This window comes from Enterobacter sp. PL1, from assembly GCF_945957325.1.
GTDB classification, from domain to species: domain Bacteria; phylum Pseudomonadota; class Gammaproteobacteria; order Enterobacterales; family Enterobacteriaceae; genus Enterobacter; species Enterobacter roggenkampii.
On record NZ_CAMFKT010000013.1, the window covers coordinates 67,118 to 80,135 of the forward strand.

At 57.3% G+C, this 13,018-nt stretch carries 12 protein-coding genes and 3 tRNA genes; 9 read left to right on the forward strand and 6 right to left on the reverse strand.

Annotated features, from left to right (window positions below; translation table 11 throughout):
• The first annotated feature begins 12 nt into the window (after positions 1-12).
• The 9 genes from csrA (at position 13) to N6P30_RS13625 (ending at position 5,098) form a co-directional block, all read left to right on the forward strand.
• Complete coding sequence (csrA, locus tag N6P30_RS13585; RefSeq protein WP_000906486.1) at positions 13-198, forward strand: carbon storage regulator CsrA; 186 nt, start codon at positions 13-15, stop codon at positions 196-198.
• 342 nt (positions 199-540) lie between these two features.
• Positions 541-633, forward strand: a tRNA-Ser gene (locus N6P30_RS13590).
• Positions 634-637: 4 nt separating this feature from the next.
• Positions 638-714 (forward strand) — tRNA-Arg (locus N6P30_RS13595).
• 64 nt (positions 715-778) lie between these two features.
• Positions 779-855, forward strand: a tRNA-Arg gene (locus tag N6P30_RS13600).
• Between the two features lie 125 nt (positions 856-980).
• Positions 981-1,547, forward strand: coding sequence for a fructose-1-phosphate/6-phosphogluconate phosphatase (gene yqaB / locus N6P30_RS13605; protein WP_008499542.1), 567 nt, complete (start codon positions 981-983; stop codon positions 1,545-1,547).
• On the forward strand, positions 1,544-1,972 hold the full coding sequence (locus N6P30_RS13610) for a YqaA family protein (RefSeq protein WP_008499541.1): 429 nt from the start codon (positions 1,544-1,546) through the stop codon (positions 1,970-1,972). Before yqaB ends, N6P30_RS13610 begins: the two co-directional genes overlap by 4 nt.
• Positions 1,973-2,055: 83 nt before the next feature.
• Positions 2,056-3,600: a glutamate--cysteine ligase gene (gene gshA, locus N6P30_RS13615; protein WP_008499540.1), complete on the forward strand. Its 1,545-nt coding sequence runs from the start codon at positions 2,056-2,058 to the stop codon at positions 3,598-3,600.
• Between the two features lie 153 nt (positions 3,601-3,753).
• The gene (luxS, locus tag N6P30_RS13620; protein ID WP_008499539.1) at positions 3,754-4,269 is read left to right on the forward strand and encodes an S-ribosylhomocysteine lyase; all 516 of its coding nucleotides are present in this window, start codon (positions 3,754-3,756) and stop codon (positions 4,267-4,269) included.
• Between the two features lie 64 nt (positions 4,270-4,333).
• Positions 4,334-5,098, forward strand: coding sequence for an AraC family transcriptional regulator (locus N6P30_RS13625; RefSeq protein ID WP_032664531.1), 765 nt, complete (start codon positions 4,334-4,336; stop codon positions 5,096-5,098).
• Here N6P30_RS13625 and leuA read toward each other — a convergent pair.
• The 6 genes from leuA to proX form a co-directional block, all read right to left on the reverse strand.
• The gene (gene leuA, locus N6P30_RS13630; RefSeq protein WP_023294404.1) at positions 5,085-6,740 is read right to left on the reverse strand and encodes a 2-isopropylmalate synthase; all 1,656 of its coding nucleotides are present in this window, start codon (positions 6,738-6,740) and stop codon (positions 5,085-5,087) included. The genes N6P30_RS13625 and leuA overlap by 14 nt on opposite strands.
• A 204-nt stretch (positions 6,741-6,944) precedes the next feature.
• Complete coding sequence (emrB, locus tag N6P30_RS13635) at positions 6,945-8,492, reverse strand: multidrug efflux MFS transporter permease subunit EmrB (RefSeq protein ID WP_008502580.1); 1,548 nt, start codon at positions 8,490-8,492, stop codon at positions 6,945-6,947.
• Between the two features lie 16 nt (positions 8,493-8,508).
• Positions 8,509-9,681 (reverse strand): multidrug efflux MFS transporter periplasmic adaptor subunit EmrA, encoded by a 1,173-nt coding sequence (gene emrA / locus N6P30_RS13640; protein WP_021241959.1) that lies wholly within the window; start codon positions 9,679-9,681, stop codon positions 8,509-8,511.
• Between the two features lie 126 nt (positions 9,682-9,807).
• Positions 9,808-10,338, reverse strand: a complete 531-nt coding sequence (gene mprA / locus N6P30_RS13645) for a transcriptional repressor MprA (protein WP_008502578.1) — start codon at positions 10,336-10,338, stop codon at positions 9,808-9,810.
• Between the two features lie 314 nt (positions 10,339-10,652).
• On the reverse strand, positions 10,653-11,837 hold the full coding sequence (locus tag N6P30_RS13650; RefSeq protein WP_023294403.1) for an MFS transporter: 1,185 nt from the start codon (positions 11,835-11,837) through the stop codon (positions 10,653-10,655).
• A gap of 184 nt (positions 11,838-12,021) precedes the next feature.
• Entirely contained in the window at positions 12,022-13,017 is a 996-nt protein-coding gene (gene proX / locus N6P30_RS13655) for a glycine betaine/L-proline ABC transporter substrate-binding protein ProX (RefSeq protein ID WP_023294402.1), read from the reverse strand.
• Position 13,018: the final 1 nt, after the last annotated feature.

The window sequence follows — 13,018 nt, forward strand, 5'->3', positions numbered from 1 at the left end:
AAGGAGCAAAGAATGCTGATTCTGACTCGTCGAGTTGGTGAGACCCTCATGATTGGGGATGAGGTCACCGTGACAGTTTTAGGGGTAAAGGGTAACCAGGTACGTATTGGTGTTAACGCTCCTAAAGAAGTATCTGTCCACCGTGAAGAGATCTACCAGCGTATCCAGGCTGAAAAATCCCAGCAGTCCAGTTACTGATATTGTCGCGTCTCGCTGTCGGGCGAGACGCAACCCTCCCGCTATTTTTCCTGCTCAAAGTTACCGTTTAATTTCAATCGCTCTCTTTTTGACCACTCCGCTACCCTTATCTCGTCCCAACACTGTTCTTTCCGCATCAGTTTTCTGTGAAGATGCCTGCAAAATCCGCTTATAAAACACCCTCTTTGCGGCTTTTACATGCGAATTGCGTGTGATTTGTGCAAACGATAAAAGCTTTTGGAAAATTGTTTGACTTATAAGTCCCAGAAAGTAATATATGCGCCACGCAGCGACGAGAAGCTCTTAACGAGTTACTCGAAGCACTCGAAAGAGGCGTTGTGTGGTGAGGTGGCCGAGAGGCTGAAGGCGCTCCCCTGCTAAGGGAGTATGCGGTCAAAAGCTGCATCCGGGGTTCGAATCCCCGCCTCACCGCCATTTTGCATCCGTAGCTCAGCTGGATAGAGTACTCGGCTACGAACCGAGCGGTCGGAGGTTCGAATCCTCCCGGATGCACCATCTATTACTTCATATTGCTTTAGAAGTGATATGAATATCGAGCAGTACAGTAGTAAATCCCGATGCATCCGTAGCTCAGCTGGATAGAGTACTCGGCTACGAACCGAGCGGTCGGAGGTTCGAATCCTCCCGGATGCACCATCTCATCTGCCTTTCCCTTCGATGTTTAGTTCTTAATCACTCTCGTTGTTATCATTTCGCAATCAGCGACAAAAACCACCATTTACGATAAAGTAATGCTTTGTTAATCGGTTAGCGAGAGCACGATGTACGCACAGTATGACGGTTTGATCTTCGATATGGATGGTACCCTTCTGGATACCGAACCCACGCATCGTCAAGCCTGGACCGACGTCCTGGGCCGCTACGGCATGCGTTTCGACCTTCAGGCGATGATCGCCCTCAACGGCTCCCCCACCTGGCGTATTGCGCAGGCCGTGATTGAACTGAATCAGGCCGATCTCGACCCGCACCTGCTCGCGCGCGAAAAAACCGATGCGGTAAAAGCCATGCTTTTAGATACCGTACGTCCTCTGCCGCTGATTGATGTGGTAAAAGAGTGGCACGGGCGTCGCCCGATGTCGGTGGGGACGGGCAGCGAAAGCGCGATTGCAGAAGCCTTGCTCAATCATCTTGGCCTGCGCCACTATTTTTCTGCCGTGGTCGCCGCCGATCATGTTAAACGTCACAAGCCCGCACCGGACACCTTCCTGCTTTGCGCAGAATTAATGGGCGTCCCGGCGGCAAAGTGCGTCGTGTTTGAAGATGCCGATTTTGGGATCCAGGCCGCGCGTGATGCCGGAATGGATGCGGTGGATGTACGCTTACTGTGAGTGACGCGCTGTCACTTGCCTCATTATTCGCCAGCAGTTTTCTCAGCGCCACGCTGTTACCGGGCAATTCGGAAGTGGTGCTGGTGGCGATGCTGTTGTCCGGCGTGAGTCAGCCCTGGCTACTTGTATTAATAGCAACAATGGGTAATAGCCTTGGAGGGCTGACTAACGTTATTCTTGGGCGTTTCTTTCCGCTGCGTGAAAAATCGCGCTGGCAGGAAAAGGCAGTCGGCTGGCTAAAACGCTATGGCGCTGCCACGCTGTTATTAAGCTGGATGCCTGTAATAGGCGATTTACTGTGTCTGCTGGCGGGATGGATGCGCATCTCCTGGGGACCGGTGCTCTTTTTTTTGTGCCTTGGCAAGGCGTTGCGCTATGTTCTCGTGGCGTGGGCAACACTACAGGGTATGACGTGGTGGCACTAATTGGTGGAATGAATACGCGACCTTCAATCGTCAACCATTACAATTATGCTGAGTAACATTACTTTGACAGGCGGGAGGTCAATTTGATCCCGGACGTATCTCAGGCGCTGGCCTGGCTGGAAAACCACCCTCAGGCATTGAAGGGTATTCAGCGTGGTCTTGAGCGTGAAACGCTGCGCGTTAACGCGGACGGCAGTTTAGCGACGACGGGTCACCCGAAGGCGTTAGGCTCGGCGCTGACACATAAATGGATCACAACCGATTTCGCTGAAGCGCTGCTGGAGTTCATCACCCCAGTAGAGGGTGATATTGATCATATGCTGACGATTATGCGCGATATCCATCGCTACACCGCGCGCAATCTTGGCGATGAGCGTATGTGGCCGCTCAGCATGCCGTGCTATATCGAGCAGGGCCAGGAGATTGAGCTGGCGCAGTACGGCACGTCAAACATTGGTCGGCTGAAAACGCTCTATCGCGAAGGTCTTAAAAATCGCTACGGCGCGTTGATGCAGACCATCTCTGGCGTGCACTACAACTTCTCGCTGCCAATGGCGTTCTGGCAGGCGAAATGCGGTGAAACGGATAAAGACGCCATCTCAGCAGGCTACTTCCGCCTGATCCGCAACTACTACCGTTTCGGCTGGGTGATCCCGTATCTGTTTGGTGCCTCCCCGGCGATCTGTTCTTCGTTCCTGCAGGGGAAACCGACCACGCTGCCGTTCGAGAAGACCGACTGCGGAATGTACTATCTCCCGTACGCCACTTCTCTGCGTCTGAGCGATCTCGGCTATACCAATAAATCGCAAAGCAATCTCGGTATTACGTTTAACGAATTGCACGAATATGTGGCAGGATTGAAGCGGGCGATCAAAACCCCGTCGGAAGAGTACGAAAAAATCGGCCTCGAAAAAGACGGTAAGCGTCTGCAGATCAACAGCAATGTCCTGCAGATTGAAAACGAGCTGTATGCGCCAATTCGTCCTAAGCGCGTGACGCGCAGCGGCGAAACCCCGTCGGATGCGCTGCAGCGCGGCGGGATCGAATACATTGAAGTGCGCTCGCTGGATATCAACCCGTTCTCACCGATTGGCGTTGATGAACAGCAGATTCGCTTCCTGGATCTGTTTATGGTCTGGTGCGTGCTGGCGGATGCGCCGGAAATGAGTTCAGACGAACTGCTCTGCACCCGTACAAACTGGAACCGCGTGATTCTGGAAGGGCGTAAACCTGGCCTGACGCTGGGTATCGGCTGCGAAACGGCACAGTTCCCGCTGACGAAAGTCGGCAAAGATCTGTTCCGTGACCTGAAGCGTGTTGCCCGGACGATGGACAGCATCGACGGCGGCGACGCGTATCAACAGATTTGCGACCAGCTGGTGGCGTGCTTTGATAACCCGGAACTGACGTTCTCAGCGCGCATTCTGCGTTCTATGATTGATCAGGGCATTGGTGGTACGGGGCGCTCACTCTCGGCGGAGTACCGTGAAATGCTGATCCAGGAGCCGTTAGAAATCCTGAGCGAATCAGATTTTGTCGCGGAACGCGAAGCGTCCGTTGTGCGTCAGAAAGAGGTTGAAGCGGCGGATACCGAGTCGTTTGAGGCGTTTCTGGCGAAGCAGGCTTAAGCAGAAAAGAAAAAGGCCACATCGCTGTGGCCAAAATATACATCTCTGAATTCAGGGATGATGATAACAAATGCGCGTCTTTCATATACTCAGACGCGCATTCTGTAGAAGAGTTCAGTTTATTTTAAAAAAAATCACTATCGGAGGTGACGTATGCCGTTATTAGATAGCTTTACTGTCGACCATACCCGTATGGAAGCACCTGCAGTCCGCGTGGCGAAGACCATGCACACCCCGCACGGCGACACGATCACCGTCTTCGATCTGCGTTTCTGCGTGCCAAACAAAGAAGTGATGCCGGAGAAAGGCATTCATACGCTGGAACACCTGTTCGCTGGTTTCATGCGTGACCACCTGAACGGCAACGGCGTTGAGATCATCGATATCTCTCCGATGGGCTGCCGTACCGGTTTCTACATGAGCCTGATTGGTCAGCCTGAAGAGAAACGTGTGGCAGATGCCTGGAAAGCGGCCATGGAAGACGTACTGAAGGTGAAAGAGCAGAACCAGATCCCTGAGCTGAACGTTTACCAGTGCGGCACCTACCAGATGCACTCTCTGGAAGAAGCGCAGGAGATCGCGCGCCACATCATCGAACGCGACGTTCGCGTGAACAGCAACGAAGAGCTGGCCCTGCCGAAAGAAAAACTGCAGGAACTGCACATCTAGTATTGTGCCTGTGGATGCCCGGTGGCGCTTCGCTTACCGGGCCTACATTGTGCTGGTGCCTCCTTTGACCACAACCTTAACCTTCTCCTTTATCCACCGTCCTCTCGTTCCGTTTGCCCATGATTACGTTCATGGTGACAGCGAACCCTGGCACAAGCACGACTGCGCGCAGCTGCTGCACACCCTGAGCGGCGTGGTACGAGTGGATACCGCATCGGGCTGTTGGGTTGTGCCTCCCGGTCGCGGCGTCTGGCTGCCTGCGGGCACGCAGCATTCCCTGCGCATTACCGGCAACGTTGCGGCGCGAACGCTGTTTATCGATCCGCTGGCGCGGGCCGATCTTCCCGCCACCTGCCAGATCGTGCAGATCGCGCCGCTGCTGCGCGAGCTGATCCTCGTATCCCTTGCGTTGCCTGAATCGTACTCACCCGGAAGCCGGGATGAACGCGTCTATGAACTGATTCTCGATGAAATCCGCACTATGCCGGTGCTGCCGTTTCACCTGCCGGAGCCGGAAAGCGAGGCGCTACGTCGCCTGTGCCTGCAAATCCGACAAAACCCGGGGGAAAGCTGGAGCAGCGCGCAGGCTGCGAGCATGATGAACATGAGCGAGCGCACGCTGAACCGTCATTTTCAACAGCAGACGGGTTTAAGCTACGGCGAGTGGTTGAGAAGGGCGCGTCTGCTGGAAGCCTTAGTGCGGCTGGCGCAGGGCCAGCCGGTATTGCGCGTGGCGCTGGATCTGGGGTACGGGAGCCACAGCGCCTTTACGGCCATGTTCCGTCGGGTGATGGGCGTCTCCCCCAGCGATTACTTTAAGAACGACTGACGGCGTTAAAGAGCGCCTGAAGCGACGCGCGCGCCACGTCGCTATCAATGCCCACGCCCCAGCGGCTGCTGCCGTCCTGGAACAGGCAGCGAATGTACGCCACCGAGCGGCTGTCGCTGCGCTCGCCTAACGTATGCTCGTGATAGTCCTTAATCACGAACGGCGCGTTGACCCAGCGGCTCAGGCCGTGAGCGGCGGCGGAGAGCAGACCGTTGCCGTGACCTTCCAGCTGGCGCGTACCCCCATGTGTGGCGACGCTGGCCGTCAAACGCAGCTGGCCGTCCTGCTGGCTGTCGCTGCGGTAGGATTGCAGCGCATAATGCGGCGTGGCCACCAGACCGTAGCGGGTGCGAAACAGCTGCCACAGCGCATTTTGCGTCATCTCTTTTCCGTGACGGTCGGTTTCCTGCTGCACGTGCTGGCTGAAATCCTGCTGCAGGGCGCGGGGCAGTTTCAGACCATGATTGTGTTCGATCAGCCACGCGCTGCCGCTTTTCCCTGACTGGCTGTTCACGCGGATCACCGCTTCGTAGGTGCAGCCGATATCCTGGGGATCGACGGGCAGGTAAGGCATCTCCCAGCGATCGCCAGGCCTGCGGGCATCAAAGCCTTTCTTGATGGCGTCCTGGTGCGAGCCGGAAAAGGCGGTATAGGCCAGCCGTCCCGCCCACGGATGGCGCGGGTGCACCGGCAGCTGATTGCAGGTTTCCACCACTTCCACCACCCGGTTCATATCGCTAAAATCCAGAGTCGGGCTGATACCCTGGCTGTAGAGGTTCATCGCCAGCGTCACCAGGCAGACGTTGCCCGTGCGCTCGCCGTTACCGAACAGACAGCCCTCCACGCGGTCAGCCCCCGCCATTACGGCCAGCTCCGCGCAGGCGACGCCGGTACCGCGGTCGTTATGCGGATGCACGCTGATGCAGACATCGCGGCGGCGGCTGAAGTGGCGACAGAAGTACTCGATCTGGTCGGCATAGACGTTCGGCGTGCTCACTTCGACGGTGGCGGGTAAGTTGATCACCATCGGGCGTTCGTCGCAAGGCTGCCAGATCTCCGCCACGGCTTCACAAATCTCCAGCGCAAATTCCGGCTCGGTAAAGCAGAAGGTTTCCGGAGAGTATTCGTACTGCCAGCGGGTGTCGGGATTTTCTTCACACAGCTGACGAATAAGCTGCGTGGCGCGGGTGGCCAGCTCGACGATCTGCGCTTTCTCCATGCCGAATACCAGGCGGCGGAACAGCGGAGCGGTGGCGTTATACAGATGCACGGTCGCCTGCTTCGCGCCGCGCAGGGATTCAAAAGTGCGATGGATGAGATCTTCCCGTGCCTGAGTGAGCACCTGAATCGTCACGTCATCCGGGATGCGCTTCTCTTCAATCAGCTGGCGAACGAAATTGAAATCCGTCTGCGAGGCGGAAGGAAAGGCAACTTCAATCTCTTTAAACCCGCAGCTTAACAGCAGGTCCCAGAACTGCAGCTTGCGCGTGCTGTCCATCGGTTCGGCCAGAGCCTGGTTTCCGTCGCGCAGGTCGGTCGAGAGCCAGCGCGGCGCGCGGGTGATGCGTTGTTCCGGCCAGCGACGGTCGGGCAGGGAAAGGGTGGGAAAGGGTTGGTACTTGTCGGCGGGTGTGTTCAGCATGATGCGCTCCTGTTGTCTTTTCACTATCGTGAATCGATTTCAGGCGCGCTGCTTTATCGGCACTGACAATGGCTGTCGCGTTCTGGACACGGTGCGGTTTTTTGCCGGATGGCGGCTCCGCCTTATCCGGCCTACGTTCGTAGGCCCGGTAAGCGTAGCGCCACCGGGCAACCGTCGCACAGAACGAGCAACCTGCGCACAAGACTAGTGCGCGCCGCCACCGCCGCCACCGGCACCAAACGGCGGTCTGGCAAACCACACCAGCCCCAGCAGGACGATAAAGATCCCTGCCGATATCCAGAAAATCTCGTTGGCCGAGATAATCAGCCCCTGGTTGGTGATCTGCTGGGCAATCCAGCCGGACGCCTGCTGCTCCGTCATCCCCATTCCCTGCAGCTGGCTGTACATCTGCTGTGCGTTAGGGTTGAACGGGTTCACCGCTTCGGTCAGCTGCGCGTGGTGCATTGATTCGCGGTTTGTCCACAGGGTGGTGGTGATCGACGTCCCGATAGAGCCCGCCAGCGTACGGGTGAAGTTCGACAGGCTCGACGCGGCCGCCAGACGCTCGGGCGGCAGGCCAGAGAGCGTGATGGTGGTCAGCGGCATAAAGAAGCACGCCACCGCAAAGCCCTGAATGAACTGCGGCCACGCCGAGGCGCCAAAGTCCATTCCCGGCTCAAAGGTATACGCACGCCAGTAGAAGCACACCGCGTACATGATGAAGCTGAACGTCACCAGCCGACGCATGTCGAGCTTATGGGCGAAGCGGCCAATAATCGGCGACAGCAGGACCGGGATCACCCCGACAGGTGCCGACGCCAGACCCGCCCAGGTGGCGGTATAGCCATACACCTCCTGCAACAGCTGCGGCAGCAGAACAATCGCGCCGAAGTAGAGCATATAGGCGAGGCTGATACACAGGCAGCCGATGGTGAAGTTTCGCGACTTAAAGAGCGAGAGATCGACGATCGGGTTGTCGTCCGTCAGCTCCCAGACGATCAGGAAGCTTATCGACACCACCGCGACAATGGTCAGGATGATGATCTCCTGCGAGTTGAACCAGTCGAGCTCTTTACCGCGGTCGAGCATGATCTGCAGACTGCCGATACCCAGGATCAGCAGCGCCAGCCCGATGCTGTCGATACGGCGCTGTTCGGTGCGCGTCTCTCGTCCCCGCAGCGACTGCAGCGTCATCAATACCACGACGGCGCCAATCGGTACGTTGATGAAGAAGATCCAGCCCCAGTGGTAGTTATCGCTGATGTACCCGCCCAGAATCGGTCCGCAGATAGGCGCGACGATAACGGTCATCGACCAGAGCGCCAGCGCGACGGAACGTTTTGCGGGAGGGTAGTTGCTCAGCAGCAAACTCTGGGAGAGCGGGATCAGCGGCCCCGCGACAATCCCCTGAATGACGCGGAAGAAAATCAGCATCGTCAGGCTGCTGGACATGCCGCACGCCCACGAGGCCAGAACAAACGCCACCGTGGACCAGAGGAACAGCTTCACCTCACCGACGCGCTTTGCCAGCCAGCCGGTGATCGGAATGGAGATGGCGTTTGCCACCCCAAACGAGGTAATGACCCAGGTCCCCTGGCTCAGCGACGAGCCAAGGTTACCGGCGATGGTCGGGATTGCCACGTTTGCGATGGTGGAGTCCAGCACCTGCATGAATGTCGCCAGCGACAGCGCGATGGTCATAATGACCAGCTGCGCGCCTTCCAGCGGTTTTTGCGGCTTTTGCTGTTGCATAACGCTCACCTTCGGATTAACCGGCGTTTGCCTTCACGATGTCATCGATCAGCTTGTTGACCGGATCGAGGCTAATTTCACGGGCGTTACTTTCATAAACCGGGCTGCTACGCACCTGGCTTGCCAGGATCTGACCGTCGCGGTTGGCGGTGTCAACCGTCACCAGCGTGGAGAGGCCGATACGCAGCGGGTGATCCGCCAGCTGTTTGGCATCCAGTTCGATACGCACGGGCAGACGCTGTACGACTTTGATCCAGTTACCGGTGGCGTTCTGCGCAGGCAGCAGGGAGAAGGCACTGCCGGTCCCCATATCCAGACCCACCACTTTGCCGGTGTACTTCACGTCATCGCCATAGATGTCGCTGACAACCGTTGCGGTCTGGCCGATACGCATATGCGCAAGCTGCGTCTCTTTAAAGTTGGCATCGACCCACAGGTTGTCCGCCGGCACAACCGCCATCAGCGGCGTGGTTGGGCTGATCTGCGCCCCTGGCTGGACGGAACGACGGGAGACATAGCCGGTCATTGGGCTGACGATTTTAGTACGCTGCAGGGCAAGCCACGCGTTGCGGACTTCGGTCGCCGCCTGCTGAACGGCAGGCTGGTTTTCCAGGCTGGTGCCCAGCACCATCGCCTGGTTGGCGTTGTACTGCTGAATGGCTACGTCCAGCTGTGCCTGAGCGCTGGCGACGGCGTCGCGGGCGTGCTGCAGCTCTTCACGGCCAATCAGATTGGCGGTGCCGAGCGGCACGCGGCGGTTCAGATCGCTCTGCGCCTGCGCGAGTGCGGTCTTCTGCACGTCGATGTTGGCCTGCAGCTGCTTGCTGTTGATCATCAGCTGGCGGGTCTGACGAACGCTGGAGGCCAGCGCGGTCTGCGCTTTTTCAAACGCCTGCTGGGCGTCGGTTGGATCGAGCGTCACCAGCACATCGCCTTTTTGCACAAAGTCGGTATTGTCAGCCCAGACTTTCGTCACGCTGCCCGACACCTGCGCCATAATTTGTACCTGGTTCCCTGCCACGTACGCGTCGTCAGTCTCTTCAGCATGACGCAGTACTAAAAACCAATAGATCCCATATGCCACGGCAATAATGATAAAGAGCAAGGTCAACAGAAGAAGGGCGCTCTTACGTTTGCCTTTCTTGTTGGCCGGTTGCTGCGGGGTAGTGCTCTCCGCATTTGCGCTCATTGTTGTTCTCCACGATCTTCTTATTTTCACATCGGCTGAGCCGACCTGTTGTCAGAAAGGCCAGCAGTGTGACGTGCTGGCCTGTCGGTTTTCTTATAAATCTGGATTGTTGAGCGTGTCGTCGCGTTAGCGCAGCGCCTCAAGAACGGCGCCTTCTTCATCCATCTGGTCCAGACGGGTGAGCAGCTTGCGAGTGATGTGCTCAAGCTGGTCGCGCTCGGCGGTGCTGAGAGCGGACCAGAGTTTGTGCAGGCAATTGTGCTGAGGTGGCAGCACCTCGCGCAGGAATTCGTGACCTTTATCGGTCAGTTGCAAATGCAGGCAGCGGCGATCGTTATCGCTTTCACGGCGCTCAATCCAGCCGCGCTTTTCCAGCTCATCGGCAATTCGGGTGGCGTTGGTGCGGGAGGAGCCCAGCGCGCAGCTCAGCTCAGAAGGCTGAATGCTGTGGTTTTCCTGAGACTCCAGCGTGATCAACGCCATAAACAATGTCTCGTTAATCCCTTGAGCTTTCAGCATTTTATTGCGGTTTTCCAGTAGCTTACCCTGCATGTGCATGCACAGGCGAGTCAGCAGGATTTCCTGATACGGGAAGTCCTCATGGCGACTGGCGCGGAATTTAAGCATTTGTTCAATGGGCGTAAACGAACTATCCATTTGGGCATAACCTCATTAATTACAGCCGATATAGTAACGATAGTGACAAATAATGTAAATGAATTATTTGTGCGGTTATATCCGCCAAATTAATGTCACCATCAGAAAGCGCCGGGTAAGTCCGTGACCCGGTGAGCACAGAAAGCGTAGGGGATGAACCCGCTGAAGAGAGGATGTGAGGACGGGGGTCTGAACTATTCATGCCGATTGTAAATATGTCACCCACATTAAAATTTCTGGGATAAATGATTACGTTTACATTAACAGAGTGAGGGGCCCCTTTACACCCTAAGAGGCCCAAAGCAATGTAAAACTTAGTGAATTGCATCCTGGCGATGGTAGCCGCGCCACCATACAAGCAGGTTAATCGTGGCGACGATGGCGCCAATTGCACATACCCCTGACCAGCCAGCATGCTGCCACGCCGAGGCGGAAATGAGCGAGCCCGCCGCGCCGCCAATAAAGTAGCTGGTCATGTACCCGGCCGTCAGGCGGTTACGCGCCTCCGGCTTCACGCGATAGATGACGGTCTGATTGGTAATGTGAACGCCCTGCACGGTGAGATCGAGTACCAGGATACCGACGATCAGCGCCAGCACCGAGACGTGCCCATACCAGATTGCCGCCCAGGAGAGCAGAAGTAACACCAGCCCCGCGGAGGTGGTCAGATGGGATTTGCCCTTGTCGGCCAGCCCGCCTGCGGGGCGCGCGCCCAGTGCGCCTGCGGCACCGGCCAGGCCGAACAGGCCAATCACCCCTTCGGAATAATTAAACGGCGGCGCGGCCAGCAGAAACGCCATCGACGTCCACAGAATGCTGAAGTTGGCGAAGGTGAAGCAGCCCAGCAGGGCGCGGGTGCGCAGAAGTTTATCCTGGGTAAACAGGCTGAAAACGGAGGCCAGCAGCTGCGGGTAATTCAGGTGATTTTCCTGCTTCACTTTTGGCAGCCCGCGCCACAGCGCCAGCGCCATGATGACCATCAATACGCTCGCCACCCAGTATACGGTGCGCCAGCCGCCGAGGCTTGCCAGCAGCCCGGCGACGGTACGTGCCAGCAAAATCCCCAGCAGCAGGCCGCTCATGATGGTGCCCACCACCTTGCCACGTTTTTCCGGTGAGGCGAGGGTCGCGGCGAGCGGCACCAGGATTTGCGCCACCACGGAGAACAGCCCCGTCAGCGCGGTACCGATAATCATCATCGTCAGCGACTGGCTGCTGGCGGTGATCAGCATCCCGCCGGCGGCCAGAAGCGTCATGGAGACGATCAACATCCGGCGTTCAAACATATCGCCGAGCGGCACCAGGAACAGCAGCCCGGCGGCATAGCCGAGCTGGGCGGCGGTAACGATAAAGCCTGCGGAGCTGGCGGAGAGATTGAACGCGCGGGCGATGGTGTCGAGAAGAGGCTGCGCGTAATAGTTGCTGGCGACGGCCAGACCCGTTGCCACGGACATTAAAAGGATGAGTGCGGGGCTAAGCCCTTGAGTGGTTTTTGTCATTAGTTTCAGGAATCGTTAGTGAAGTGATTATTTTTCCGGAAACCATAATAGCCAATGATTGTGAATGTGGGGGGATTGTTACGTGCTGGATTGTGCGGTTTAGGTTGGGTGCGGTCTGATCCCCTCACCCCGGTCCTCTCCCAGTGTACGGTCTGGGGAGAGGGTTAGGGTGAGGGAAAAGGTTTTACTTCTGCGCCGCCAGCGCCGCTTTCACCCAGCCGTCAAACTGCTGCTGGTGAGCCTTGATCCAGCCGTCGACGTGGCCTTTAACATCCGCTTCAGACGATTTGCCCGCGTGCATCATTGCGTTCTGGGCGTTGATGTCTGCCAGCGGCAGCTTTATCACCGAGAACAGCTTCGCCGCCGCCGGGTTTTTCTCCGCCCAGGCTTTGTTCGCCACGATATGCATGGTGTTCACCGGGAAGCCGTAGTTCATGCCGTTCGGCAGTTTGGTGTCGATATCTTTCTGCTCGCCCGGCAGGGAGGAGAACGGCACCTGCAGCCACACCACGTCTTTACCCGGCTTCAGCACGTCGCTCACCCAGTACGGCGTCCAGGTGTAGTAGATCACCGGTTTACCCTCTTTGAAGCGGGCAATGGTGTCGGCCATCATCGCTGAATAGTTGCCGTGGCTCACGTCGACCGTTTTCGCCAGATCGAACGCCTTGTTCTGGTGGTTAATCACCGCTTCGCAGCCCCAGCCCGGCGAGCAGCCCATCATGTCGGCCTTGCCGTCACCGTTGGTGTCAAACAGTCTGGCGATCTTCGGATCCTTCAGCTGTTCGATGTTGGTGATGTGGTACTGGTCGGCGGTTTTCTTGTCGATCAGGTACCCCTGCGCCGCGCCGGTGACAAAGGTGCCTTCACGGTAGAATTTCTTATCGCCACCGGCGGCGGCATACATATCGTCATGCAGCGGCTGCCAGTTTACGGCGGTAAAGGTGGCGTCACCGGAGGCAATCGAGGTGTAGCCCACGTTGTAATCCACTTCGCTCGGCGTGTTCACCGTATAGCCCAGTTTTTCCAGCGCGCGGCTGACCAGCAGGGTCTGGAAGCTCTCTTCCGAAATAGTGCTCTGCACCGGCTGCACGGTAATGCCTTTGCCCGGCAGGTCAGCCGCGAACGTGCTGGTGGAGACAAGGGTGGCAAACGCTGTGGCAAAAAGTACGTTATGTCGCATC